Origin of the sequence: Dokdonella koreensis DS-123 (assembly GCF_001632775.1) — a bacterium.
GTDB classification, from domain to species: Bacteria; Pseudomonadota; Gammaproteobacteria; order Xanthomonadales; family Rhodanobacteraceae; genus Dokdonella; species Dokdonella koreensis.
This window is the reverse complement of record NZ_CP015249.1, coordinates 1,969,667-1,995,142: the sequence shown is the minus strand read 5'-3', so window position 1 is coordinate 1,995,142 and position 25,476 is coordinate 1,969,667. Positions and strand designations below refer to the sequence as shown.

Genomic DNA, 25,476 nt, shown 5'->3' with positions numbered 1-25,476 from the left:
CTCCTCGTCGACGAATGCCTTCAGGCCGGCGCCTTGCGCGGCTTGCGCCGGCCCGGCGCTGCTGCCGGCTCGTCCTGCGCGGTCCGCGGTTCGGCGGTCACCAGGCGAAAATCGATCTTGCGGTCCTCCAGGCTCGCGCGCAATACCTGCACGCGCACCTTGTCGCCGAGGCGGAACCTCAGGCCGCGCCGCTCACCGGTCAGCAGGTGGCGGATCGGATCGAAATGGTAGTAGTCGTTCGGCAGCTGGGTGATGTGGACCAGGCCGTTGATCTTCGAATCGACCAGCTCGACGAACAGGCCGAACGAGGTGACGCCGGAGACCACGCCGTCGAACTCGCTGCCGACGTGCTTCTCCATCCACGCGCACTTGTAGCGCTCGTCGACGTCGCGCTCGGCCTCGGACGCGCGCCGCTCGTTGTGCGAGCAGTGGGTGGCCATGCCGGCCATGTCGCCGGCGCTGTAGGCATAGCTGTCGGCCTTGCCGCCGGCCAGCGCGTGACGGATCGCGCGATGGACGAGCAGGTCCGGATAGCGGCGGATCGGCGAGGTGAAATGCGCATAGGCCTGCAGCGCCAGGCCGAAGTGCCCGGTGTTCTGCGGCTGGTAGACGGCCATGCTCTGCGAGCGCAGCACCACCGACTCGATCAGGCTGGCGTCCACGCGCTGGCGGATGCTGTGCAGCAGCGCCGAGAAGTCGGCCGGCACCACCTCGCCGTAGGCCGGCAGCCCCAGCCGGAACTCGCGCAGGAACTCCAGCAGGTCGGCGTACTTGGACTCGGGCGGCGGCTCGTGCACGCGATAGGGCGCCGGAATGCGCTTCTTCAGCAGGAACTTCGCCGCCTCGACGTTGGCGGCGATCATGCATTCCTCGATCAGCATGTGCGCATCGTTGCGCTCGCGCGCGTCGAGCTGCACGACTTCGCCGTGCGGGTCCAGGCGGAACTCCACTTCACGGCTCTCGAAGTCGATCGCGCCGCGCTGGCGCCGCGCCTTGGCCAGCACCGTGTACAGGCCATGCAGATGCTCGATCTGCGGCATCAACGCGCCGATCTCGGCGCGGGCGTCGGCATTGCGCTCACCGATCGCCTGCCAGACGCGGTCGTAGGTCAGGCGCGCATGCGAGCGCATCACGGCCGGGTAGAAGCGCGTGCCGGTGACCTCGCCTTCGTGGTCGATGCGCATGTCGCAGACCATGCACAGGCGGTCCACCTTCGGGTTGAGCGAGCAGATGCCGTTGGACAGCGTCTCGGGCAGCATCGGCACGACGAAGCCGGGGAAGTACACCGAGGTGGCGCGCTTGTAGGCTTCCTCGTCGAGCGCGCTGCCGGGCTGGACGTAGTGCGAGACGTCGGCGATCGCGACGACCAGCCGGAAGCCCGAGCGCGTCGGCTGGGCGAAGACCGCGTCGTCGAAGTCCTTCGCGTCGGCGCCGTCGATCGTGACCAGCGGCAGGTCGCGCAGGTCCACGCGGTCGGCGATATCGGCGGTGCCGACGGTCGGCTCGACACGGGCGGCCTCGTCGAGCGCGGCCTGCGGCCATTCGTGCGGCAGGTCGTGGCTGGCGATCGCCATCTCCACGATCAGCGACGGCGTGAGCCGCTCGCCGAGCACCGCCACCACGCGTCCGATCGGGCCGCGGTACGGTGTCGGCGGCTCGGTGATCTCGGCAATGACGATCTGGCCGGCGCCGGCACCGGCACGTGCCGCCGGTGGAATCAGGATGTCCTGGTGCAGGCGGCGGTCGTCGGGCGAGACCAGCACCAGGCCGTTCTCCTCGACGATGCGGCCGACCAGGCGCGAAGAACGCCGCTCGAGCACCTCGACGATCGAGCCCTGGCGGCGCCCGCGCCGGTCGACGCCGACGACGCTGCCGAGCACCCGGTCCCCGTGCAGGACCTGGCGCATCTGCGCCGGCGACAGGTACAGGTCCTCGCCGCCCGCGTCGGCGCGCAGGAAGCCGTAGCCTTCGGCATTGGCGATCACCACGCCGGGAATCAGGTCCAGCTTCTGCGCGACGCCGTAGCCGCCGCGGCGGTTCTGCAGCAGCTGGCCGTCGCGGACCATCGCCGCCAGCCGCTTGCCGAGCGCGTCGAGGTCCGGCGCCTCGTGCAGCTCCAGTGCCTCGGCGATGCGCTCGATGCGCAGCAGCTCGCCGCGCTCGGCCAGCAGGTGCAGGATCGCCTCGCGGCTCGGGATCGGCCGGGCGTAGCGGCTGGCCTCGCGCGCCGCCTGCGGATCGACCAGCGGCGGCGTGCCGGAGCGGGAAGGCGAGGGTCGTTTCGTACCGGCCGGCCGCGGGGGCGGCTCGGGCATCCAGGGCGGTGCCTTGGAGCGCTTGGCGGCCTCCGCCGGCTTGCGCGGGCCGGTCTTTGCGCCGGCCTTGGTCGTGTTTCGCGCAGGGGGAGTCTTCTTGCGCAAGGTCTCGTGTCTCCTTGGGTGGGGGTCAGCGTGAACCGCTGCCCGGGGGATTGCAACCGTCGCCGGTCCCGTGTCGCGAGGCCCGCCGATCCCGACCGGCGCCACGGTAGCAAGCGCCGGCTGACTGCGGGCGCACCGGTCAGGCGGCGCCGCTGAGGTGCTCGTGGAGGATCGCCACGCCGATCGCGATCAGGATCAGGCCGCCGACCGCCTCGGCGCGCCGGCCGACCAGCCGTCCCAGTGCCCGTCCGAGCATGATGCCGGCGGTCACCATCGTCAGCGTGCACAACCCGATCACCGCGGCCACGACGAGGATGTTGACGTCGATGAAGGCCAGGCCGACACCGACCGCCATGGCATCGATGCTGGTGGCCAGCCCGGTCGCCGCCAGCGCCAGCAGGCCGTGCCGCTTGCCCGTTTCGGCCGGCGCCGCCTCGGCCTGGCTCTCCTGGCGGAGGCTGGCCACGATCATGTGCAGTCCCAGCGCGGCCAGCACCACGAACGCGATCCAGTGGTCCCAGGCCTCGACGAACGGCGCGGCGGCGATGCCGAGCGCCCAGCCGGCCAGCGGCGTGAGCGCCTCGATGGTGCCGAAGATCGCGCCGGCGCGCAGCGCTTCGGGCAGCCGCGGATCGCGCATCGCGGCACCCTTCCCCACCGCCGCGGCGAACGCGTCGGTGGACATGGCAAAGCCCAGCAGAAGAATCGAAAACGGGGACATGGGGAGATCCAGGCCGGGCTCGTCGACAACGGCCTGCGGACGCGCCCAACCTTCGTTGCGCTCGCGGGCCGTTGGTCTCGCCAACCGGATTCGGCTGCCCGCACCACGGCTGTAGGCCGAGTGTGTTGATGCGGGCGCATCCCAGGGACCGCGGGATGCAGGCTACTCCCCAAAGGGACGCGGAGCATACCACGACCGGGATGCACCCGCCGGCGGATCGCCGGATTGTTTCGCGGCCGGATAGGGTTCTTCCGCGCCCGATCGCGGCCATTGAACGCAATCTTCACACGAGGCCGGCGCCGGCGACGAAAACTCCGGGGTTCCCGTCCGAACGAGGAAACCTCCATGACCACACGACGCCAGTTCCTGACCGTATCGGCGGCGGCGGCCGCCGCCGGCCTGTTGCCGCCGGGCCTCGCCTGGGCGCAGCCGGCGACCGCGCCGATGCAGACGCGCAAGATCCCTTCCAGCGGCGAAGCGCTGCCCGTGATCGGCATGGGCACGTCGGGCAGCTTCCAGGTCGGCGAGACGCCGGCCGAGCGCGACCCGCTGCGCGAGGTGCTGCGCCGCTTCTTTGCCGGCGGCGGCACCGTGATCGACACCGCGCCGAGCTACGGCACGGCCGAGACCGTCATGGGCGACCTGCTCGCCGAGCTCGGCCTCACCGGCAAGGCCTGGCTGGCGACCAAGCTGTCCGGCGTCAACGGGCGCGAAGCGGGCCTGGCGCAGTTCTCCGCCTCGCTCGGACGCCTGAAGACCGACAAGGTGGCCCTGCTCGCGGTCCACAACCTCGGCGACTGGAAGACCCAGTTCGAGGTGATCAAGCAGCTGAAGGCCGAAGGCAAGGTGCGCTACAGCGGACTGACCCACTACCTGGAAAGCGGCCAGGACGCGCTGGTCGAGGTGGTCAAGGCGACGCGGCCGGATTTCCTGCAGATCAATTACTCGGTCAGCACGCGCGGCGCCGAGAAGACCGTGTTCCCGGTGGCGCAGGAGCTGGGCGTGGCGGTGATGATCAATCGCGCCTTCGACGACGGCAAGCTGTTCGCCCGCGTCAAGGACAAGCCGCTGCCGGCCTGGGCGGCCGAGGCGGGCATCGGCTCGTGGGCGCAGGCGTTCCTGAAGTTCGCGCTCAGCCACCCGGCCGTCACCGTCGTCATCCCGGCGACCGGCAAGCCCGACCGCCAGAGCGACAACCTCAAGGCGGGTGACGGCCCGACCCTGACACAGGCGCAGCGCGAGGACCTGATCACGCTGATCGGCTGAGCCTCCGCCGTTCGGTGCAGTCACTGCGCAGATCGTCCGGACCAGGCCCGCTTCGTCCTTTTCGGCCTTGTCCGGGCGATCCGGCTTCGGTAGATGCTGCGGGAGGCGGCGCTTATCGCGTCCGCCGTGACACTGCTGCGCCGTGCGCGCACCGGTCCGCGATCGTCCTTCCGACAGGCCCCTCATGACGCCACACGCCTCGCCGCCCACCCGCCTCCTTGCGCGGCTCTTCGATGTCCGTGACGGCGAAGCAGGCGGCGTCGCCGCCGGGGTCGCCGTGTTCTTCCTGCTGTTCGCGAGCTATTTCATGCTGCGGCCGGTACGCGAGACGATGGGTATCGCCGGCGGCATCGAGAACCTGCAATGGCTGTTCACGGCCACCTTCGTCAGCTCGCTGGTGGTGCTGCCGTTCTTCGGCTGGCTGGCCGCACGCGTGCCGCGGCGGCAGATCCTGCCCTGGACCTACGGCTTCTTCACGCTGAACCTCGTCGCGTTCGCGATCGGTTTCCGGCTCGACCCGGACAACGTCTGGGCCGCGCGCGTCTTCTACGTCTGGCTGTCGGTGTTCAACCTGCTGGTGATCTCGCTGGCCTGGAGCGTGCTGGCCGACCTGTTCTCCACCGCGCAGGCCAAGCGCCTGTTCGCGATGATGGCGGGCGGCGCGAGCCTGGGTGGCCTAGCCGGGCCGGTGCTGAGTACGCTGCTGGTCGGCGTGATCGGCCATGCCGGCCTGCTGTGCCTGTCGGCCGTGCTGCTGGCCGGCGCGATCGTGGCCGCCGCGCAGCTGCAGCGCTGGCGCGACCGGCACCCGCTGCAGGCCGAGGAGGCGACCGCGCGCCGGCGGCCGCTCGGCGGCAGCCCGCTCGCCGGCGCCACGGCCGTGCTGAAGTCGCCGTACCTGATCGGCATCGCGGTGTTCGTGCTGCTGCTGGCCAGCGTCAACACCTTCCTCTACTTCGAGCAGGCACACCTGGTGAAGGAGGCCTTTCCGGACCGGGCCGACCAGACGCGCGTGTTCGGCATCCTCGACATCGTCGTGCAATCGCTGGCGATCCTGACGCAGGTGTTCTTCACCGGCCGCATCGCCCAGCGCCTGGGCGTGGGGGTGCTGCTGGTCGCGGTGCCGGTGGTGGTCGCGTTCGGCTTCCTGTGGATGGCGGTGGCGCCGGTATTCGCGGTGTTCGCCGTGGTGATGGTGGTGCGCCGCGCCGGCGAGTACGCCCTGGTCCGGCCGGGCCGCGAGATGCTCTTCACGACGGTATCGCCGGAAGCCAAGTACAAGGCCAAGAACTTCATCGACACCGTGGTCTACCGCGGTGCCGATGCGCTGAGCGCCTGGGTCAAGGCCTTCATCGACCTGATCGCCAGCCATCCGGCGCTGGCCGCCGTGATCGGCGCGGTGATCTCGCTGGTCTGGGGCCTGACCGGCGGCCTGCTGGCCCGCCATCATCGGGGCCTGGAAACGCAGCGGCAGGTCGCGGAAACCGCCGCACCGCGCTGACGCGGCGCAGCGTGCCGATGCCTCAGCCGCCGAGCACGTCCTGCAGCGCGTAGCGGCCGGGCGACCGGCGCGCCAACCAGAGCGCGGCCCGCACCGCGCCACGCGCGAAGATGTCGCGATCGGTCGCGCGATGCCCCAGTTCCACGCGCTCGCCGGCGCCGTAGAAGGCGACCGTGTGCTCACCGACGACGTCGCCGCCGCGCACGACCGCGAACCCGATCGCACCATCGCGGCGCTCGCCCTCACGCGCGGATGTGGTCGCTACCCGGTCCAGGTCGACACCGCGCCCTGCGGCGGCGGCATGGCCGAGCGACAGCGCGGTTCCGGACGGCGCGTCGCGCTTGTGGCGATGATGCGCCTCGACGATCTCGCAGTCCCAGTCCGGCAGCGCGGCGGCAGCCTGGCGGACCAGATGCAGCAGCAGCGCGACGCCGAGGCTGAAATTGGCGCTCCACAACACGGGAATCCGTTCGGCCGCCGCCGCGAGCGCTGCCTGCTGGCGCGCGTCCAGGCCGGTCGAGCCGCTGACCAGCGCCGTGCCGGTGCGCAGCGCCAGCGCCAGCGCGGCATCGAAGCCCTGCGGCCCGGCGAAGTCGATCAGTACCTGCGCCGGAGCGAAGGGCGCGGCCGCGTAGGCGGCACCGGTACCGCCGGCGAGCAGGTGAGCGGGAACCGGCTGGCCGGCAAGCGGCGAACCGTCGCGGACCAGGGCAGCGGCCAGGCGTGCGCGCGGCGCGTCGCGGATCACCCGCAGCAGCGCTTCGCCCATGCGGCCGGCGGCGCCGAAGACGGCAACGGAAATCGGTTCGGGGGCAACGGTCATGGCGGCGATGCTAACCGATCGCGGCGGCGCTCCGGCAAGCCCGCGAGGGCCGGGCGCGCGCCGGGAGACACGCTCCCGGCGGCGCCGATGCCACGGGTCAGGACGTCACCCGATCCCAGAACTGCTTGACGTTGTCGAGCCAGGAGCTGTTGCGCGGGGAATGCGCCGCGGCGTCCTCGCCCTGGAACGTCGCCTCGAACCGCTCGAGCAGCTCGCGCTGGTCGCGCGTCAGCCGGACCGGCGTCTCGACGACGACGCGGCAGATCAGGTCGCCGGTGCGTCCGCTGCGGACCGACTTGACGCCCTTGCCGCGCAGCCGGAACAGCTTGCCGCTCTGGGTCTCGGCCGGAATCGCGATCGCCGCCTCGCCGCCCAGCGTCGGCACCTTGAGCTCGGCCCCGAGTGCGGCCTGGGCGAAGCGGATCGGCACCTCGCAATGCAGGTCGTCGCCGTCGCGCTGGAACACGGCGTGCTCGCGCACGCGCACTTCCACGTAGAGGTCGCCGGGCACGGTGCCGGCCGGACCGGCCTCGCCCTGCCCGGTCAGCCGGATGCGATCGCCGTTGTCGACGCCGGCCGGGATGCGGACCGAGAGCGTGCGCTCGTCGTGCACGCGGCCCTCGCCGCGGCAGTCGCGGCAGGGATTGGCGACCGTCTTGCCGCTGCCGCCGCAGTGCGGGCAGGTCTGCTGCACCGAGAAGATGCCGTTCTGCATACGCACGCGGCCGTGGCCGCGGCAGGTGCCGCAGCTGACGGTCTTGCCGTCGGCCGAGCCGGAGCCGGTGCAGGTGGCGCATTCGACCAGGGTCGGCACGTCGATCGATTTCTCGATCCCGAAGACGGCTTCCTCCAGGTCCAGCTCCAGCATGTAGCGCAGGTCCGAACCGCGCCGCGGGCCGCCGCGGCCGCCGCCCATGCCGAAGATGTCCGAGAAGATGTCGCCGAAGATGTCGCCGACATCGCCGCGGAAGCCGCCGCCGTTGCCCATGCCGCCCTCGAACGCGGCATGGCCGTGCTGGTCGTAGAGCGCGCGCTTGCGCGCGTCGGACAGCACGTCGTAGGCCTCCTTGGCCTCCTTGAAGCGTTCCTGCGCGGCCGGGTCGTCCGGGCAGCGGTCCGGGTGGCATTTCATCGCCAGCCGCCGGAAGGCCTTCTTGATGTCGTCCTCCGACGCCGAGCGTTCGGCGCCGAGGATGTCGTAGTAGTCGCGTTTGCTCATGGTCGGCGCAAGACGTCGGGGTCGGGTGGGTCGGAAAAGAAAACGGAGCCGGCAGGCCGGCTCCGTTCTCTCTCGTCTGGCGTCTTACTTCTTGTCGTCCTTGACCTCGGTGAACTCGGCGTCGACGACGTCGTCGCCACCGGCCGCCGAACCGCCGCCCGCCTGGGCGCCGGCATCGGCCTGCTGCGGACCGGCCGCGGCCGCCGCATACAGCGACTGGGCCACTTCCTCGAGCCGGCTGGTGCGGGCCTCGATCTGCGCCTTGTCGTCGCTCTTCATGACCTTCTCCAGCTCCGACAGCGCTTCCTCGATCGGTCCGATCTGGCCGCCGGCGAGCTTGCCGCCGTGCTCCTTGAGCGCGTCGCGCGTGGCGTGGACCAGCTGGTCGGCCTTGTTGCGGGCACCGACCAGCTCGTGGAACTTGCGGTCCTCTTCCTTGTTGGCCTCGGCGTCGCTGACCATGCGCTGGATCTCATCGTCGGACAGGCCCGAACCGGCCTTGATCTCGACGCGCTGCTCCTTGTTGGTCTTCTTGTCCTTGGCCGACACGTGCAGGATGCCGTTGGCGTCGATGTCGAACGTGACCTCGATCTGCGGCATGCCGCGCGGCGCGTTGTCGATGCCGGCGAGGTCGAACTTCGCCAGCGACTTGTTGAAGCGCGCCTGCTCGCGTTCGCCCTGCAGCACGTGCACGGTGACCGCACTCTGGTTGTCCTCGGCGGTCGAGAACGTCTGCGAGGCCTTGGTCGGGATCGTGGTGTTCTTCTCGATCAGCTTGGTGAACACGCCACCGAGCGTCTCGATGCCGAGCGACAGCGGCGTCACGTCGAGCAGCAGCACGTCCTTGACGGTGCCGCCGAGCACGCCGCCCTGGATCGCCGCGCCGACGGCGACGGCCTCGTCCGGGTTGACGTCCTTGCGCGGCTCCTTGCCGAAGAAGTCCTTGACCGCCTCCTGCACCTTGGGCATGCGCGTCTGGCCGCCGACGAGGATGACCTCGCTGACGTCGGACACGCGCAGGCCCGCATCGTTGAGCGCGATGCGGCACGGCTCGATCGTGCGCTTGACCAGGTCCTCGACCAGCGCCTCGAGCTTGGCGCGCGTGAGCTTGATGTTGAGGTGCTTGGGACCGGAGGCATCGGCCGTGACGTACGGCAGGTTGACCTCGGTCTGGTGCGAGGTCGACAGCTCGATCTTCGCGCGCTCGGCCGCGTCCTTCAGGCGCTGCAGCGCGAGCGGATCGTTCTTGAGGTCGACGCCCTGGTCCTTCTTGAACTCCTCGACGAGGTAGTCGATGACGCGCTTGTCGAAGTCCTCGCCGCCGAGGAAGGTGTCGCCGTTGGTGGCCAGCACCTCGAACTGACGCTCGCCGTCGACCTCGGCGATCTCGATGATCGACACGTCGAACGTGCCGCCGCCGAGGTCGTAGACGGCGATCTTGCGGTCGCCGCCCTTCTTGTCGAGGCCGTAGGCCAGCGCGGCCGCGGTGGGCTCGTTGATGATGCGCTTGACGTCGAGGCCGGCGATGCGGCCGGCATCCTTGGTCGCCTGGCGCTGGCTGTCGTTGAAGTAGGCGGGCACCGTGATGACGGCCTCGGTGACCGGCTCGCCGAGGAAGTCCTCGGCGGTCTTCTTCATCTTCATCAGCACCTTCGCCGAGATTTCCGGCGGCGCCATCTTCCTGCCGTCGGCGGTCTCGATCCAGGCGTCACCGTTGTCGTGCGCGACGATCTTGTACGGCACGATGCCGATGTCCTTCTGCACCTCGGCGTCGGTGAACTTGCGGCCGACCAGCCGCTTGACGGCGTAGAAGGTGTTCTTGGGATTGGTCACCGCCTGCCGCTTGGCAGTCGCGCCGACGACGACCTCGTTGTCCTTGAAGGCGACCACCGACGGTGTCGTGCGATCGCCCTCGGAGTTCTCGATGACGCGCGCCGTCGTGCCTTCCATGACCGCGACACACGAATTGGTGGTGCCGAGGTCGATACCGATGATCTTGCCCATGACTGTCTACTCTCTCCCGCGAAGTGGTTTCGGTCGCTGTGACCGTTGCTGGCGCAGAATCTGGGGGTCTGCACCCCGCTTTCAAGCGTTTTCCCATTCAATCCCGCCGCTTGCGGCAGGCACGGATCGAAAGTGGGGACGCGATTATCGGGGCGATTTTCTGAACTTCCGAGTGCACGAGCGGCAGCCGGAATGGTCCTCCCCATGAACGACGACACCGGCGCGCTGCGGCGCCGGCGTTCCCCTCGCCTCAGTCGTCCGCCTTGGCCACCGTCACCAGGGCCGGCCGCAGCAGCCGGTCGTTGAGGATATAGCCCTTCTGGAAGACGGCCACGACCGCACCGGCCGGATGCTCGGCCGACGCGACCATCTGCATCGCCTGGTGCTGCTCCGGATCGAATGCCGAGCCGACCGGATCGATCACCTTCAGGCCGTTGGTCTCGACCACCTTCGTGAGCTCGCGCAGCGTCAGCTCGACGCCGCCGCGCAGGGCCGCGTAGTCGGTGCCGGGCGCCGCCAGGCCGCGCTCGAGGTTGTCGAGCACCGGCAGCAGGTCGGCCAGGAGCTTCTCGTTGGCGAAACGCCGCGCCTGCTCCAGGTCACGCTGGAGGCGGCGGCGCTGGTTCTCGATCTCGGCACGCTCGCGCAGCACGGTATCGCGCATGTCGGCGAGGTTGCGCTCGGCCTCGGCCAGCTGCGCGGTGAGGCGATCGAGATCGGCGATGCCTTCGTCCGACGGCGAGGACGTGCCCTCGGGCGGCCGGCTGCCGGCTGGATCGGTGCTTTCCATCATGGCTCTCCACCTGTCAAAAAAACGCCGCCGGCCCGATGTGCCGGAGGCAAGTATTCGATTGTCGGGCACTTATTGTGCCGGCTGCGCGCGGTTCAAGGTTCCGGAGATGATCTGGGCGGTGGCCTGGACCATCGGGATCACCCGCTCGTAGGCCATGCGCGTCGGGCCGATCACGCCGAGCACGCCCAGGATCCGGCCGTGGACGCCATACGGCGCCGTGACCAGCGAGAAGCCGTCGAGCGCCGCGAAACCCGATTCCTCGCCGATGAACAGGCGCACGCCCTCGGCCCGGGCGCAGCGCTCCAGCAGCTGCAGCAGGTCGCGCTTGCGCTGGAACGCCTCGAACAGCTCGCGCAGGCGGTCGATGTCGCCCTGGTCCTGCCGGCCCATCAGGCGGGTCTGGCCGGAGACCAGCATGTCGCTGTCGGTGCTGGCCTGGAACGCCTGGGCGGCCACGTCCACCGCTGCGCTGAGCAGCCGGTTCAGGCGCACGCCCTCCTCGCGCATCTCGCGCAGCAGCCGGGCGCGGATGTCGTCGATGCGCATGCCGGCGAACTGGCTGTTGAGGAAGTTGGCGATCTGCTCGAGCTCGCCGGCGCCGTAGGACCGCTGCGTGCTGACGACGCGGTTCTGCACCTGGCCGTCGGTGAACACCAGGATCACCAGCAGCCGGCCGGGATCGAGCATGACGAAATCGATGTGGCGGAACGGGAACTCCTCGCGCCGCGGCACGCTGACCACGCCGACGAAGTGGGTCATCTCCGACAGCAGCGAGGTGGCGCTGTTGAGCAGGTCCGGCGTCGCCGCGTCGGTCGGCAGCTCGCGCCGCAGCTGCGCCAGCTGCTCCTCGTCGGGCGGCTGCATCTCCAGCAGGCTGTCGACGAACACGCGGTAGCCCTGCGCGGTCGGCACGCGGCCGGCCGAGGTATGCGGCGCCGCGACCAGGCCGACCTCCTCCAGGTCCGCCAGCACGTTGCGGATCGTCGCCGGACTGACGTCCAGGCCCGAGGACTTGGCGAGCGTGCGCGAGCCGACCGGCTGGCCGTCGCTGATGTAGTGCGAGATCAGCGTGCGCAGCAGGTGCCGGGCGCGGGCGTCGAGCGGATGGACTGGCGGGGCGTTCATCGAACCAGCGGAAAACCGGTCAACCGGCGGCCTGCACGCTAACAAGCGGCTGCCCCCGGTTCAAGGGCCACCCCCTTCCGCGTCGGCCCGGCCGGCCCCGTCGCCCCGGCCGGCGCGTATCAGCCGGTGCGACGCGATCGCGCTAGCGTCCTGTTCATTGCCATCGCCGGCAACGATAATCCGCTACCCGCCGCCACCGTCACGCCCAAGCCCTGCGCCATGCTGGAAACCCTGTACGTCAAGGATTTCGCGATCGTCCAGAACGCCGAGATCACGTTCGGCCAGGGCCTGACCGTCGTGACCGGCGAGACCGGTGCCGGCAAGTCGCTGATCGTCGATGCCCTGCTGCTGCTGGCCGGCGGCCGCGGCGACAGCGGCATGGTCCGCCACGGCTGCGACCGGGCCGAGCTTTCGGCCCGGTTCGCGATCGGCGACCGCGCCGACTTGCTCGCCTGGCTGCGCGAGGAGGACCTCGACGACGAAGGCGCCTGCCAGCTGCGGCGCGTGATCCGCAGCGAAGGCAGCTCGCGCGCCTGGATCAACGGGCGGCCGGTGGCGCTGACCCAGCTCAAGGCGCTCGGCGAGCGCCTGATCGAGATCCACGGCCAGCACGAGCACCAGACCCTGCTCGATCGCGGCGCCCAGCTCGACCTGCTCGATACCTTCGGCGGCCACGCCGACGCACGCGGCGAGGTGGCGCGCCTGGCGCAGGCCTGGCGCACGGTGCAGGGCCGCATCGCCACGCTGACCGGCGGCGCCGACCACGGCGAGCGGATCGAGTGGCTGGCGCACCAGGTGGACGAGCTGGAGCGGCATGCGCTCGACGCCGACGCGTTCGCCGCGCTGGAGGATACCCACCGCCGCCTCGCCAATGCCGGCCAGTTGGTGCAGGGCTGCGCGGGCCTGGCCGAGCGCCTCGACGGCGACGGCGAGTTCGCGCTGGCGCGCCTGGTCGCGCGCACCCATGCCGACAGCCAGCGCCTGGCCGAACTGGACCCGCGCCTGGCCGCGCTGGTCGAGCTGCTCGAGGCGGCGCGCATCCAGGTCGACGAGGCCGGCGACACGCTGGCGCGCTACCAGGACGCGCTGGACCTCGATCCGGAGCGCCTCGCCGAGACCGAGGCGCAGCTCGCCCGGCTGCACGAGCTTTCGCGCAAGCACCGCCGTCCGATGGGCGAACTCAAGGCCCTCGCCGACACGTTGCGCGAGGAACTGGAAACCCTGCGCGGCGCCGGCACCGAGCTGGAGCGCCTGCGCGCCGAAGCCGCGCGGGTCGAGACCGGCTATGCCGCGGCGGCCACGGTGCTCTCCGGCGCCCGCGCGGCGACTGCCGCCCGGCTCGGCGAGGCCGTCACCGCCCTGATGACCGAACTGGGCATGGCCGGCCGCTTCGAGGCCGCGCTCGAACCCGACGACGGCGCCGAACCGGCCGCCGCCGGCCGCGAGCGCTGCGAGTTCCTGGTCAGTACCAATCCCGGCCAGCCGCCGCGCCCGCTGCGCAAGGTCGCCTCCGGCGGCGAGCTGTCGCGGATCGGCCTGGCGATCGAGGTCGCCGCGCTCGGCGCCGACGCGACCGGCACGATGGTCTTCGACGAGGTCGATTCGGGTGTCGGCGGCGCGGTGGCGGAGATCGTCGGCCAGAAGCTGCGCCGCCTGGCCGCACGCTGCCAGGTGCTGTGCGTGACGCACCTGCCGCAGGTCGCGGCCCAGGGACACCAGCACCTGCGCGTGGCCAAGTCCAGCGACGCGGCGTCGACGACCGTCCGCATCGAGGGCCTCGACGAAGGCGCGCGCCGCGACGAGGTCGCGCGCATGCTCGGCGGCATCGAGATCACGCGCCAGACGCTGGCGCACGCACGGCAGATGCTCGACAGCGCGCGCCAGGCCGGCTGATCGCGCCGGAGCCGGCGACGCCGGCCCCGGCCGGGGCTTACTTGATCAGGCGCAGCGTCAGCGGATAGCGGTACGTCTGGCCGTTGTTGGCGTTGATCGCGGCGACGATCGTCAGCACGATCCAGACCGCCAGCAGCACCAGGCCGAGCGGCAGCGTCAGGAAGATGCCGATGCCGAACGTGCCGATCGTGATGATCCACAGGCCGATCCAGATCATCAGCGCGGTCAGGTTGAAGTTGAGCGCCTCGCGCGCCTGGTCGGCGGCGAACGGCAGCGTGTCGCGCTTGACCAGCCAGACCACCAGCGGCCCGAGCACGCAGCCGAAGCCGGCGGTGAAGAACGCGCTGAACGCCGACAGGTGGCCGAGCAGCGCCCAGGTCCGCTCGTCGTTGCTGAGCGTGGTCGGCGGGGAAATGGTCGGGTCTTCCGTCATCACGGCACTCCTCGTTGAAGGAGGTTCCACGGTGGATTTCAGCGCCCGGGGCGTCAAGGGCGCGCAGTCATGCCCGGGCCCGGCCGTTCAGCGCGCGGATACCCTGGCCGCGACGGCGGCACGGGCGGCACCGTGCGGACGGCGCGCGCGCATGCGCGGCCGCCAGGGCCCTACTGCCGACGGCCGTGCCGCTACTCGCCCGCGATCGTCATCCGCTCGAGCAGGATCGAGCCGGTCAGCAGGTGCGAGCGCGGATCGACGTCGCGGCCGATCGCGACGATGCCGGCGAACATCTCGCGCAGGTTCGAGGCGATCGTGATCTCCTCGACCGGGTAGGCGATCTCGCCGTTCTCGACCCAGAAGCCCGACGCGCCGCGCGAGTAGTCGCCGGTGATCAGCGACACGCCCTGCCCCATCACCTCGGTGACGACCAGGCCGGTACCCATGCGCCGCAGCAGCGCGGCGAAGTCGTCCGCGCCGGGGGTGACGACGAGGTTGTGGATGCCACCGGCGTTGGCGGTGGTCGCCAGGCCGAGCTTGCGCGCCGAGTAGCTGCCGAGGATGTAGCGCTGCAGCACGCCGTCGCGTACGAGGTCGGCGTCGCGCGTGGCGACGCCTTCGGCATCGAACACGCTCGAGCCGTGCCCGCGCGGCAGGCGCGGCCGCTCGGTCATCTGGACGAAACCGGGGAACACCGGCCGGCCCAGGTGATCGACGAGGAAGCTCGCGCGCCGGTACAGCGCACCGCCGCTGACCGCCGACAGGAAGTGGCCGATCAGGCCGCGCGCCACCTCGGGCACGAACAGGACCGGGCACTGCCGCGTCGAGAGCCGGCGCGCGTCGAGACGCGCGACCGTGCGCTCGGCGGCACGGCGGCCGATCGTTTCCGGATCGGTGAAATCGGTGGCCGAGCGTACCGCGTCGTACCAGTAGTTCTGCTGCATGCCCTGCGCATCCTCGGCGATCAGCGCGCACGACAGCAGGTGGCGGGTACTGCGCTCGACGCCGGCGAAGCCGGCCGAATTGGCATTGGCCAGCACCGACTCGCCGACCTGCACCGCGGCGCCTTCGGAATTGCTGATGCGCGGATCGTGGCCGCGCCCGGCCGCCTCGATGCGCAGGCCGAGCTCGATCGCCTGCTCGGCGTCGATCGCCCAGGGGTGCCACAGGTCCAGGTCCGGAAACTCGCGCGCGTAGAGCGCCGGGTCGGCCAGGCCGTTGCAGGGGTCCTCTTCGGTATGGCGGGCGATCGCGCAGGCGTGCTCGACGGTCCGCGCGATCGACTCCGGGTCGAGATCGGCGGTGCTGGCCGAGCCCTTGCGCTTGCCGAACAGCACGGTCAGCGACACGCCGCGATCGCGCGTGCGCGTGATCGTCTCGACCTCGCCCAGGCGGACGCCGACATCCAGGCCGGTATCGATGCTGGCGGCCACTTCCGCCTCGCTGGCGCCGGCCGACCGGCAGCGGCGCAGCACGTCCTGGCAGACCTCGGCGAGCCGGGCCAGCTCGTCCTGGCTGGTATCGTTTCTAGGGGTGAGCGCTGCGTTCACGTTATGATTTTCCGATGATCGACCACGACGTTACCGATGAGTATGCGGGCCCGAGTCGCAGCCAGCTGCGGCGCGAGGCCCTGGATGTATTGAAACTGGCGACGGCGCTGGCTGCGCTTTCAGACGCCCAGCTCGACCGGCTGCCGCTGCCCGAGGACGTCCGCGGCGAGGTCGAGCGCACCCGCGCGACGCCTTCGCACGGCGCCCGCAAGCGGCAGACGCAGTACCTGGCCAAGCACCTGCGGCGGCTCGACGAGGAGGCGCTCGAGGCGATTCGCCGCCTGCTCGACCACGACCGCCAGTCCGCACATCGCGAAACCGCGCTGCTGCACCAGCTGGAAGCTTGGCGCGACCGCCTCGTCGCCGAAGGCGATCCGGCGCTGGACGCCCTGCTCGAACGGCATCCGGGCGGCGACCGCCAGCAGCTGCGCGCCTTGATCCGGCAGGCCCGGCTCGAAGCCGAGCGCGCCAAGCCGCCGCGCGCGGCGCGCGAGCTGTTCCGCCTGCTGCGCGCCCACCTGGACGCCGGCCCGGCGGCCTGAAGGCCCGCGCCGCACGCCGCGCGAACCGCGCGCGTGCGGTTGACCGGCACGGCTCATGCGGCGGTGCCGCCGACCGTCATCGCGTCGATCTTCAGCGTCGGCTGGCCGACACCGACCGGCACGCTCTGGCCGTCCTTGCCGCAGACGCCGACGCCCTCGTCGAGCGCCAGGTCGTTGCCGATCATCGACACGCGCGTCAGCACGTCCGGGCCGGAGCCGACCAGGGTCGCGCCCTTGACCGGACGCGTCACGCGGCCGTTCTCGATCAGGTAGGCCTCGCTGGCGGAGAACACGAACTTGCCGTTGGTGATGTCGACCTGGCCACCGCCGAAGTTGACCGCGTAGAGGCCGCGCTTGACCGAGCCGATGATCTCTTCCGGCGCCAGCGTGCCGGGCAGCATGTAGGTGTTGGTCATCCGCGGCATCGGCAGGTGCGCGAACGACTCGCGCCGGCCGTTGCCGGTCGGCGCCGCCTTCATCAGGCGCGCATTGGCCTTGTCCTGCATGTAGCCCTTGAGGATGCCGTTCTCGATCAGCGTGGTGCAGCGGGTCGGCGTGCCTTCGTCGTCGATGCTGAGCGAACCGCGCCGGCCGGCCAGGGTGCCGTCGTCGACGACGGTCACGCCGGCGGCCGCGACGCGCTCGCCGATGCGGCCGGCGAAGGCCGAGGTTTCCTTGCGGTTGAAGTCGCCTTCCAGGCCGTGGCCGATCGCCTCGTGCAGCAGCACGCCCGGCCAGCCGGGGCCGAGCACGACGGTCATCGTGCCGGCCGGCGCGTCGACGGCCTCGAGGTTGACCAGGGCGGTGCGCACCGCCTCGCGGGCGAACGCGTGCGCGCGGCCGTCGGCGAGCAGCTCGTCGAAGCCGTAGCGCCCGCCGCCGCCGCCGCTGCCCGATTCGCGCCGGCCGTTCTGCTCGGCGATCACCTGGACGTTCATGCGCACCAGCGGCCGCACGTCGGCGGCCAGCGTGCCGTCGGAGCCGGCGATCAGAACGGTGTCCACGCCGGCGGAAAGGCTGACGATCACCTGCTGTACGCGCGGATCGAGTGCCCGCGTGAAGCCGTCGATCTCGCGCAGCAGCCGCACCTTGGCCTCGCTCGACAGCGTGTCGATCGGGTCGATCGCCGGATACAGCGCGGCGGCGCTGGCCAGCGCCAGCGGGCGGCCGCTGCCGTTGCTGCCGGCCTTGGCGATCGCGCGCGCCGAGCCCGCCGCCTGCAGCAGGGACGGCAGCACGATCTCGTCGGAGTAGGCGAAGCCGGTCTTCTCGCCGGCCACGGCGCGCACGCCCACGCCCTGCTCGATGCTGTGGCTGCCCTCCTTGACGATGCCGTCCTCGAGCAGCCAGGACTCGCTGCGCGAGTGCTGGAAATACAGGTCCGCCGCATCGACCGACGGCGCCATCAGGCGCGCGAAGACGGGTTCGAGATCGGCGGCAGAAAGCCCGCCGGGCCGCAGCAGCCGCTGCTCGGCCTGGGCGATCAATGAGGTCATCGGGGAGTCTTGCTGAACGGATCAGTCCCGAATGATGGGGGCGCCACCGCCCGGTCGCAAGCGCGGACCCCCGTTCAGCGGGCGGGCGGCTCCGGCGCGCGGGCGCCCCTGCCGGCCCGCCCCTGCTCGCGCGAAAGCAACGTGATCTGGGGCTTCTCCCACGGGCCGGTGACCTGGTAGGTGGCGCGCGCGACGGCGTTGATCTGCTTGTTGAACAAGCCCTGCATGACCAGGCCGGCCGCGGCGCCGACCGGGCCGCCGGCGATCGCGCCGACCACCGGCAAGGTGGCACCCGCATGCGGCGTGACCACCATCCGCTGGTCGTAGTCCTTGCTCTGCAGGCCGGTGCGGCCGGTGATCCGGATGTCGGCCGCCGGCCCCTTGATCTGCAGGTCGTCGGTCGCCGCATTGCCGGTGGTCAGCTTGAACGTGCCGGTGATCGCGTTGAAGCTGAAGCCCGACTTGAAGAAATCCGAAAAATCCAGGCTCAGCCGCCGCGGGATCTCGGTCAGCGACAGCAGGCCGAAGATGCGCCCGGCCCCGGGCTCCACGTCGAGGATGCGCCCGGCGCCGACCGTGATCGCCAGCGTGCCGTCCAGCTTCGCCAGCGCGAAGGCGGTCGGCGGCCCGGCCCAGCCGGCCTCGATGCGGGCCGTGGTCTGGCCGCCGTCGATGATCCCGGCATAGCCGAACGCGTCCAGCATCCGTCCCAGGTTGTGCGAGGCCAGGTCGATCGACAGCCGCGACCGGTTGTCGGCCTCGGTACCGGTCCAGTCGCCCTGTGCGTGCATCTGCAGGTTCGGCGACTTCGCCTCGAGCTGGTCGATGCGCATGCCGCCGGCGACCGGGCGGCTCTCCAGCCGCGTCTGGCCGAGCACGGCGCGGCCGATCTTCAGATCGCCGATCCACACGTGCAGCGGCGGCAGCGCGCCGGGCGCGATGTCGCTGACCGTGCTTTCGTCCTCCTCTTCGGGAGACTCGGGCCAGTGCAGGCGGTCCAGATGGACGGTCACGCCGGCGCGTGCCAGGTCCCGCGTCGGGAACGTGATGCCGCCCTGCACCGCCGCGCCGGTAAAGCCCAGTTCGATCGCCGCCTCGCTGCGCGCGATGCGGATGCCGGTCGCGCCGATCGAGCGCGTGCCCAGTTGCAGGTCGTCGACGGCCACGTCGGCGCCGCGCAGCTCGAAGTCGCCGGTGCCGGCCGAGCCGCCGGCAAAGCCGACCCAGGCTCCCAGGTCGAGCACCGGCGCCCGTCCGCCGACCACGAAGCCACGGTCCGGCAACGCACCGCCGGTACCGGTGCCGAAATCCAGGCGCAGCGCCAGCGGGGCCGTCGCGGACGGCAGGCGGCCGTCGATCGTCAGCACGTCGCCGAGCGTGACGCGCAGGTCGCCGCCGGCATACGGCATCGGCAACGCGATGCGCAGCGGCCGCGCGGTGTCGGCCCCCTTCGCCAGCGGCGCCGGCAGGTCGATCGTGGTGCCGACCAGGTCGGTCTCGGCCACCAGCTGCGTGCGGCCCGGCACGCCGTTCGCCGCGTCGGCGACGCTCGCCGCGATCGTCCAGAGCGAGGTACCCGCCATCCGGGCCACGATCGTTTCCAGGCCGGGCACGTCGGCGAACACCACGTCGGCCGGCAGGCGCGCCTGCAGCTGCGCCTGCACCGCCTGGCCCGGCGCGGTGGCCTCGCCGATCGCCAGCGTCAGCGTGCCGGCATGGCCGCGCGTCTTGACGGCCAGCCGGTCGGCCTGCAGGCCACCCTGGTCGAAGCGGACGCGACCGCCGACGTCGGTCAGGTCCACGCGCCAGTCGGGCTGGGTGACGGTCGCGCCGGCCAGCGCGACCGTACCGTCGAGCGAGAAGCCGTGCGCGTCCTTCTTCAGCGGCACGCCGAGCTTGAAATCGAAATCGCCGCTGCCGCCGATGGCCAGCCCGGTCAACGCCTCGCGATAGCGCGCGCCGATCGGCGTGGCGCGCACGAACGCCAGCAGGTTGCGGCCGGTACCACGGCCGGTGGCGGACAGCTCCAGCGCCGCGTCGCCGAAGTCGGCGATGCGCGCCTCGGCGCTGCCGATGCTGGCGCCGAGCGACGTGCCGGCGCTGGCGGAGGCTTCCATGCCGTCGTTGACGAAGCGCGCGGTGGCCTTCAGCCCCTCCACGCGCGGCCACTCGCCCAGGTACTGCAGCTGCGTATCCTCGATCTCGGCGACCGCCTCGAAGCGGCCGCCGAAGGTGTCGAACGGCCATTCCGCCAGGTCGCCACGGAACACGGCGCGCCCCCCGGCGACACGACCGGCCACGAGCGCGCGATCCAGCCAGTCGACCGCCGGCCGCGGCATCACGTTGACCGGCCAGAACCGCTTGGCGGCCTGCACTTCGCCGTGCGCGACCGCGGCGTAGAGGTCGAGCACCGGCCGCGGCCGGCCGCGCAGCAGCTCGATCCCGCCGCGCAGCTCGCCCCCGTAGCCTTCGCCCTCGAAGCCGATGCGATCGGTCTCCAGGCGCCAGCCACCCTCGACCGGCCGCAGCAGCACGTCGCCGCCGAATTCGCCGAAGGCGAGCGGCCAGCGGAACACGCCCGGGAAGTCGGCGGTGACGGCCTGCAGCGGCAGCTCGATCAGGACCGCCTGCGCATCGCCGCGGACCTGTCCGTCCAGCCGCACGATGCCGGGCGCCTTGCCGGCCGGTACGAAGCCGACTTCGGCGAAGCGTCCCTCCAGCGCGTAGTCGTCGGGCGCGTCGTAGCGGACCGCCAGGCCGTCGATGCGGCCGCGCGGCGCCGCGTCCCGCAGCCAGGTGCGCAAGCCATCGGGCAGGCGGTCGGCCAGGGCAGTGAGACGGGCCAGCGGCGCCAGCGCCAGCGTGTCGGCACCGGCACGCCAGCGCAGCGGCTGCGACCCCTGGTAGTCGACGCCGATCCGCATCGGCGGATAGGCCTGGCCGGCCTGCGTCAACGCGAAGTCCGCGATGTCCAGCGCCCAGGCCTCGCCGCTGCCGCGGCGCCAGCGCAGGGCCAGCGCCAGCCGTTCGAAGGCGGCCAGCGGCTGCGAGGCGCCCGGCGCCGGGCCGGGCGCGGTACCGGCGAGCGCCAGGTCGCGCAGGTCCACGCGCGTGCGCAGGTCCAGTACCTGGCCGCCGTCCCACTCGGCCCAGGCCTGCACGCTGCCGCGACCGGATTGCAGGCGCGCGCCGGCATAGGACTGCTCGCGCAGCAGGCGCCCGAGGTCCACGTCGGCACCGGAGAGGTAGAGGCGGCCGCGCCCCTCGCCGCGCCGGATCGAGGTGATGAGGTCCAGCGGCGTGGATTCGTTGTCGAGGCTGCGGACCTTGCCGAGCACGTACAGCTCGGCACCGCGGTTGACCACGCGCAGCTCGCTGGCGCCGACCTGCCAGTGGATCGCGTGCTTCTCGTCGTCGAGCCGCAGTTTCAGGTCCACCAGGACCAGGACGCCGAGCGCGCCGAGCGGGTCGCTGGTGGCGGTCACGTCCAGGTCGAAGCCGTGCATCTGCCAGCGGCCGGCGGCATCGCGCTCCAGCGCGAGGTCCAGGCCCGCCAGGCGGAACTCGTTCCAGGCGCGGTTGCGCTGGAACGGCGCGAACAGGTTCAGTGCCAGCTCCGCGCGCTGGAGCCGCAGCGGCGTCTGGTCGGGCGCGCGCGGGCCGATCAGGACGTTCTCGAGCACCAGCTGCGGCCCGCCGCGGACCCAGCGCGCGGCGATGTGGCCGATCGTCACCGGCCGGTGGATGCGCTCGGACAGCCAGGTCTCGACCCGGTCGGGGTTGCGTACCAGCCACGGCACGACCAGCTGGCCGATCCCGACCAGCACGCCCAGGGCAATGACGATCGTGGCCAGCGTCGCCGCGACGGCGCGCCGGACGCGCCGCCAGCGGCGGCGCCCGGGATCTATCGGGGGTGCCATGCCGCCCATGCCGGCCGGTCAGAGCAGTACGACATCGTACTGCTCCTGCGAGTAGTGCTCCTCGGCCTGGAAGCGGATCGTCTTGCCGATGAATTCCTCCAGCTCCGCCACTGCCGCGCCTTCCTCGTCGAGGATGCGGCCGACGACCTTCGGCGCGGCCAGCACCAGCAGCTTGGCCGCCTCGAACTGGCGCACCGCGCGGGTGATCTCGCGGAAGATCTCGTAAGTGACGGTCTCGGCGGTCTTGAGGCTGCCGCGGCCGGCACAGGCCGGGCACGGCTCGCACAGCTGCCGTTCCAGGCTCTCGGTGGTGCGCTTGCGCGTCATCTCGACCAGGCCGAGCTCGGACATCTCGTAGACCGTCGTCTTGGCATGGTCGCGCGCCAGCGCCTTCTCCAGCAGGCGGATCACCTGGCGCTTGTGCTCCTCATCGGTCATGTCGATGAAGTCGATGATGATGATGCCGCCGAGGTTGCGCAGGCGCAGCTGCCGCGCCGCGGCCTGGGCCGCCTCCAGGTTGGTGCGGAACACCGTTTCCTCGAGGTTGCGGCTGCCGAGGAAGGCACCGGTGTTGACGTCGATCGTGGTCATCGCCTCGGTCTGGTCGACGATCAGATAGCCGCCGGACTTGAGCGGCACCTCCTTGCGCAGCGCCTTCTGGATCTCGTCCTCGACGCCGTAGAGGTCGAAGATCGGCCGCTCGCCCGGGTAATGTTCCACCCGCTCGGCCAGCTCCGGCATGAACTGGGCGACGAAGCGCTGGGCGCGCTCGAGCGTCTCGCGCGAGTCGATGCGGACCTTCTCGATCGAGGGCCGCATCAGGTCGCGCAACGCGCGCTGCGCCAGGGCCAGGTCCTCGTAGACGCATTCGCCCACGCGCGCCTTGGCCGCGCTGTCCTGCACCGCGGCCCACAGCCGCCCGAGGTAGGCCACGTCCTCGGCCAGCGATTCGCCGGCCTGGCCTTCGGCGTTGGTGCGCACGATGTAGCCGAGCGGACTCTCGCCGACCAGGCCGGCCAGCATTTCCTTCAGGCGCGCGCGCTCCTCCTCGACCTCGATCCGTGCGGACACGCCCAGCACCTTGCTGTACGGCAGCAGGACCAGGTAGCGCGAAGGAATCGAAAGATGCGTGGTCAGGCGCGCGCCCTTGGTGCCGATCGGGTCCTTGACGATCTGGACGATGACCTCCTGCCCTTCGCGCACCAGCTCGCCGATCGGCGGCGGCAGCGGCGGCAGCAGGTCGCCGTTGTCGGCGACGATCGGCAGCGACGGCCGGACGATGTCCGAGGCGTGCAGGAAGGCGGTGCGCTGCAGCCCCACCTCGACGAAGGCCGCCTGCATGCCCGGCATGACGCGGCTGATGCGGCCCTTGTAGATGTTGCCGACGTAGCCGCGCCGGCTCGACCGCTCGACCAGCACCTCCTGCAACATGCCGTTCTCGACCAGGGCCACACGGGTCTCGCGGGGCGTCACGTTGATGAGGATTTCTTCGGACACAAAAGGAGTTAGGAGAGAATATTGAACGGATTTATAGCCGGCCGCGGCGGTCTTGTCGAATCGGCTTTCAAAGCCGCGTCAGCGCCTGTTCGAGATCGGCGATCAGGATGCCGGGGTCTTCCAGACCGATCGACAGGCGGACCAGGCTGAGCGGCAGCCCGGCCGCCGGCCGCAGCGGCGCGCCGGGCGGGAAGACCGCACAGACCGGGAACGCCAGCGACTCGTAGCCGCCCCAGGAAACGGTCATCAGGAACCGTTCCAGGCCGTCGCAGAACCGCTCCACGGCCGCCACGTCGGCGGCGTCCAGGTCGATCGTGACCAGGCCGCTGGCGCCGCGCAGCTGGCGCTCGCTCAAGCCCAGCTGCGGATTGTCCGCGGCCTGCGGCGACCACACGCGCCGGATGCGCGGCTGCCTCTCGAGCCAGGCCAGCACCTCGCGCGTGCTGGCGGCGACGCGCTGCATGCGGATCTCCAGCGTCCTCAGGCCCCGCAGCAGCAGCCAGGCGTCGTGCGGCGACAGGATGGCGCCGAGGGTCATGTACGGCCCCTTGAACACGGCGCGCAGCAGGGCCGCCTCGCCGCACAGCGCGCCGGCGACCACGTCGCTGTGGCCGTTGAGGTACTTGGTCGCCGAATGGGCGACCAGGTCGATGCCGAGCGCGATCGGCGACTGGTTCAGCGGCGTGGCGTGGCTGTTGTCGCACAGCGTGCGGATGCCGTGCCGGCGGGCCAGCGCCGCGACCGCGGCCAGGTCCTGCTGCTCGAACGTCATCGAGTTGGGGCTTTCCAGCACGATCAGGCGCGTGCGCGGCGTCAGCGCCGCCTCGAAGGCCGCGCTGTCGGTCCCGTCGACGAAACTGGCGCCGACGCCGAACCGTGGCAGGAAATCCTGCAGCAGGCTGCGCGTCCAGCTGTACGGCCGGGCCACGCAGACCACGTGGTCGCCCTGCCCGACGCAGGCGATCACGCCGGCAGCCATCGCCGCGGCGCCGCTGCCGAAGACCAGGCAGTCCTCGGCGCCTTCCAGCGCCGCCAGCTTGCGCCGCAGCATCGCCACGGTCGGGTTGTTGCCGCGCGTGTACATGTGCTGCGCGTACTCGTCGCGGAAACCGGCCCGCATGTCCGCGACGCTCGGGAACGCGAAGATCGAGGATTGCACCAGCGGCGGCGCCACCGCGCCGTGGTAGCTGGCGCGGTCCTCGCCGAGGTGGTTGAGGATGTAGCTCAGGTCCATGGCCGAGGGCTCCCGGGAAGATCGCCAGCGCCGGATGCGGCACGGCACCGGTCCGACCGGCCGCGCCGCGACCGCCGGCGGGTCAGAGCGTGTCGACGAAGGCGCGCGTGGCTGCCGCGATCTGCGGGTCCTCCAGCGCCATGTGCAGCGTGGCCTGGACCAGGCCCAGCTTGTTGCCGCAGTCGAACCGCCGGCCCTCGAAGCGGTACGCGAGCACCGGCCGCTCCTGCAGCAGCGCCTCGATCGCGTCGGTCAGCTGGATCTCGCCGCCGGCGCCGGGGCGCGTGCGCTCGAGCAGCTCGAAGATGCGGCCGGGCAGCACGTAGCGGCCGACGATCGCCAGGTTCGACGGCGCCACCTCGGGCTTGGGTTTCTCGACCACCAGGCGCACCCGCGCCGCCCGCTCGGAGAGCGGCTCGGCATCGACGATGCCGTACTTGTGGGTCTGCTCGCGCGGCACTTCCTCCACCGCCAGCACGCCGGCGTCCTCGCGCGCGGCCACCTCGGCCATCTGGCGCAGCGCGCCGGCGCCACGGTTCCAGATCAGGTCGTCGGCCAGGACCACGCCGAACGGCTCGTCGCCGACCACCGGGCGCGCGCAGAGCACGGCATGCCCCAGGCCGAGCGCCTCGGGCTGGGTCACGAACACGCAGCGCACGTTGCGCGGCAGGGTGCCCTGCACCAGCGCGAGCAGCTCGTCCTTGCCGGACTGGGCCAGCTTGGCTTCCAGCTCGTAGGCCTTGTCGAAATAGTCGGCGATCGCGTGCTTGTAGCGGTTGGTGACGAAGATCAGCGTGTCGGCGCCGGCGTCGACGGCCTCGTCGACCGCGTACTGGATCAGCGGCCGGTCCAGGACCGGCAGCATCTCCTTGGCGACCACCTTGGTGGCGGGCAGGAACCGGGTACCGAGGCCGGCGACCGGAAAGACGACCTTGCGCAGGCGGCTAGAGCTCACGGGATGTCCTCAAACGGAAGGTGAAGATGCGAAACCGGAAGGTGCGGATCGCCGCACGCGGCGGGCCCTGCGGCGCGTCGGTGC

Annotated in this window: 18 protein-coding genes and 1 riboswitch; of the genes, 4 read left to right on the top strand and 14 right to left on the bottom strand. The window is 71.3% G+C overall.

Annotated features, from left to right (window positions below):
- Positions 1-20 precede the first annotated feature (20 nt).
- Positions 21-2,315 carry a ribonuclease R gene (gene rnr, locus I596_RS08030; protein WP_083965763.1) on the bottom strand — a complete coding sequence of 765 codons (2,295 nt, stop codon included), beginning with the start codon at positions 2,313-2,315 and terminating at the stop codon, positions 21-23.
- Between the two features lie 244 nt (positions 2,316-2,559).
- Positions 2,560-3,141, bottom strand: a complete 582-nt coding sequence (locus I596_RS08025) for a manganese efflux pump MntP (RefSeq protein WP_067646175.1) — start codon at positions 3,139-3,141, stop codon at positions 2,560-2,562.
- Positions 3,142-3,188: 47 nt separating this feature from the next.
- A riboswitch (yybP-ykoY riboswitch) is annotated at positions 3,189-3,324 on the bottom strand.
- 162 nt (positions 3,325-3,486) lie between these two features.
- On the opposite strand from I596_RS08025, the gene I596_RS08020 reads away from it, so the two are divergent.
- Together I596_RS08020 and I596_RS08015 are read left to right on the top strand one after the other, a co-directional pair.
- The gene (locus I596_RS08020; protein ID WP_067646173.1) at positions 3,487-4,407 is read left to right on the top strand and encodes an aldo/keto reductase; all 921 of its coding nucleotides are present in this window, start codon (positions 3,487-3,489) and stop codon (positions 4,405-4,407) included.
- Positions 4,408-4,591: 184 nt separating this feature from the next.
- A complete protein-coding gene (locus tag I596_RS08015; protein ID WP_067646171.1) occupies positions 4,592-5,908 on the top strand; it encodes an NTP/NDP exchange transporter in 1,317 nt (438 codons plus the stop codon).
- 22 nt (positions 5,909-5,930) lie between these two features.
- Here the strand turns inward: I596_RS08015 and dapB are convergent, their stop codons facing one another.
- The 5 genes from dapB to hrcA form a co-directional block, all read right to left on the bottom strand.
- Positions 5,931-6,731 carry a 4-hydroxy-tetrahydrodipicolinate reductase gene (gene dapB, locus I596_RS08010; RefSeq protein ID WP_083965453.1) on the bottom strand — a complete coding sequence of 267 codons (801 nt, stop codon included), beginning with the start codon at positions 6,729-6,731 and terminating at the stop codon, positions 5,931-5,933.
- Between the two features lie 97 nt (positions 6,732-6,828).
- Complete coding sequence (dnaJ, locus tag I596_RS08005; protein WP_067646169.1) at positions 6,829-7,950, bottom strand: molecular chaperone DnaJ; 1,122 nt, start codon at positions 7,948-7,950, stop codon at positions 6,829-6,831.
- 84 nt (positions 7,951-8,034) lie between these two features.
- Positions 8,035-9,954, bottom strand: coding sequence for a molecular chaperone DnaK (gene dnaK, locus I596_RS08000; RefSeq protein WP_067646167.1), 1,920 nt, complete (start codon positions 9,952-9,954; stop codon positions 8,035-8,037).
- A gap of 250 nt (positions 9,955-10,204) precedes the next feature.
- Positions 10,205-10,744: a nucleotide exchange factor GrpE gene (grpE, locus tag I596_RS07995; RefSeq protein WP_067651626.1), complete on the bottom strand. Its 540-nt coding sequence runs from the start codon at positions 10,742-10,744 to the stop codon at positions 10,205-10,207.
- A 72-nt stretch (positions 10,745-10,816) separates the two neighbouring features.
- A complete protein-coding gene (gene hrcA / locus I596_RS07990) occupies positions 10,817-11,872 on the bottom strand; it encodes a heat-inducible transcriptional repressor HrcA (RefSeq protein ID WP_067646165.1) in 1,056 nt (351 codons plus the stop codon).
- Between the two features lie 219 nt (positions 11,873-12,091).
- Between hrcA and recN the strand changes: the two genes are divergently transcribed.
- Complete coding sequence (recN, locus tag I596_RS07985; RefSeq protein ID WP_067646163.1) at positions 12,092-13,765, top strand: DNA repair protein RecN; 1,674 nt, start codon at positions 12,092-12,094, stop codon at positions 13,763-13,765.
- Between the two features lie 37 nt (positions 13,766-13,802).
- Here recN and I596_RS07980 read toward each other — a convergent pair whose 3' ends face one another.
- Together I596_RS07980 and pmbA are read right to left on the bottom strand one after the other, a co-directional pair.
- On the bottom strand, positions 13,803-14,198 hold the full coding sequence (locus I596_RS07980) for a DUF4870 domain-containing protein (RefSeq protein WP_067646161.1): 396 nt from the start codon (positions 14,196-14,198) through the stop codon (positions 13,803-13,805).
- Between the two features lie 191 nt (positions 14,199-14,389).
- On the bottom strand, positions 14,390-15,748 hold the full coding sequence (gene pmbA / locus I596_RS07975) for a metalloprotease PmbA (RefSeq protein WP_067646159.1): 1,359 nt from the start codon (positions 15,746-15,748) through the stop codon (positions 14,390-14,392).
- Positions 15,749-15,762: 14 nt separating this feature from the next.
- Here pmbA and yjgA point away from each other — a divergent pair, with 14 nt between their 5' ends.
- Positions 15,763-16,290 (top strand): ribosome biogenesis factor YjgA, encoded by a 528-nt coding sequence (yjgA, locus tag I596_RS07970; RefSeq protein WP_067646157.1) that lies wholly within the window; start codon positions 15,763-15,765, stop codon positions 16,288-16,290.
- Between the two features lie 53 nt (positions 16,291-16,343).
- Here yjgA and tldD read toward each other — a convergent pair whose 3' ends face one another.
- From tldD to galU, 5 genes are all read right to left on the bottom strand, one after another.
- Positions 16,344-17,786, bottom strand: a complete 1,443-nt coding sequence (gene tldD, locus I596_RS07965) for a metalloprotease TldD (protein WP_067646155.1) — start codon at positions 17,784-17,786, stop codon at positions 16,344-16,346.
- Between the two features lie 74 nt (positions 17,787-17,860).
- Positions 17,861-21,706, bottom strand: coding sequence for a YhdP family protein (locus I596_RS07960; protein WP_190279013.1), 3,846 nt, complete (start codon positions 21,704-21,706; stop codon positions 17,861-17,863).
- A gap of 18 nt (positions 21,707-21,724) precedes the next feature.
- Complete coding sequence (gene rng, locus I596_RS07955; RefSeq protein WP_067646151.1) at positions 21,725-23,203, bottom strand: ribonuclease G; 1,479 nt, start codon at positions 23,201-23,203, stop codon at positions 21,725-21,727.
- Positions 23,204-23,270: 67 nt separating this feature from the next.
- Positions 23,271-24,437 (bottom strand): trans-sulfuration enzyme family protein, encoded by a 1,167-nt coding sequence (locus tag I596_RS07950; protein WP_067646149.1) that lies wholly within the window; start codon positions 24,435-24,437, stop codon positions 23,271-23,273.
- A gap of 82 nt (positions 24,438-24,519) precedes the next feature.
- A complete protein-coding gene (galU, locus tag I596_RS07945; RefSeq protein WP_067646148.1) occupies positions 24,520-25,392 on the bottom strand; it encodes a UTP--glucose-1-phosphate uridylyltransferase GalU in 873 nt (290 codons plus the stop codon).
- Positions 25,393-25,476: the final 84 nt, after the last annotated feature.

What these genes read in the sequence shown, in the direction of transcription:
- I596_RS08025 (WP_067646175.1), bottom strand. Translation starts at nt 3,141, where the DNA reads ATGTCCCCGTTTTCGATTCTTCTGCTGGGCTTTGCCATGTCCACCGAC.
- rnr (WP_083965763.1), bottom strand. Translation starts at nt 2,315, where the DNA reads ATGCCCGAGCCGCCCCCGCGGCCGGCCGGTACGAAACGACCCTCGCCT.
- dnaJ (WP_067646169.1), bottom strand. Translation starts at nt 7,950, where the DNA reads ATGAGCAAACGCGACTACTACGACATCCTCGGCGCCGAACGCTCGGCG.
- grpE (WP_067651626.1), bottom strand. Translation starts at nt 10,744, where the DNA reads ATGGAAAGCACCGATCCAGCCGGCAGCCGGCCGCCCGAGGGCACGTCC.
- I596_RS08015 (WP_067646171.1), top strand. Translation starts at nt 4,592, where the DNA reads ATGACGCCACACGCCTCGCCGCCCACCCGCCTCCTTGCGCGGCTCTTC.
- I596_RS08020 (WP_067646173.1), top strand. Translation starts at nt 3,487, where the DNA reads ATGACCACACGACGCCAGTTCCTGACCGTATCGGCGGCGGCGGCCGCC.
- I596_RS07980 (WP_067646161.1), bottom strand. Translation starts at nt 14,198, where the DNA reads ATGACGGAAGACCCGACCATTTCCCCGCCGACCACGCTCAGCAACGAC.
- I596_RS07960 (WP_190279013.1), bottom strand. Translation starts at nt 21,706, where the DNA reads ATGGCACCCCCGATAGATCCCGGGCGCCGCCGCTGGCGGCGCGTCCGG.
- dnaK (WP_067646167.1), bottom strand. Translation starts at nt 9,954, where the DNA reads ATGGGCAAGATCATCGGTATCGACCTCGGCACCACCAATTCGTGTGTC.
- dapB (WP_083965453.1), bottom strand. Translation starts at nt 6,731, where the DNA reads ATGACCGTTGCCCCCGAACCGATTTCCGTTGCCGTCTTCGGCGCCGCC.
- tldD (WP_067646155.1), bottom strand. Translation starts at nt 17,786, where the DNA reads ATGACCTCATTGATCGCCCAGGCCGAGCAGCGGCTGCTGCGGCCCGGC.
- recN (WP_067646163.1), top strand. Translation starts at nt 12,092, where the DNA reads ATGCTGGAAACCCTGTACGTCAAGGATTTCGCGATCGTCCAGAACGCC.
- hrcA (WP_067646165.1), bottom strand. Translation starts at nt 11,872, where the DNA reads ATGAACGCCCCGCCAGTCCATCCGCTCGACGCCCGCGCCCGGCACCTG.
- I596_RS07950 (WP_067646149.1), bottom strand. Translation starts at nt 24,437, where the DNA reads ATGGACCTGAGCTACATCCTCAACCACCTCGGCGAGGACCGCGCCAGC.
- yjgA (WP_067646157.1), top strand. Translation starts at nt 15,763, where the DNA reads ATGATCGACCACGACGTTACCGATGAGTATGCGGGCCCGAGTCGCAGC.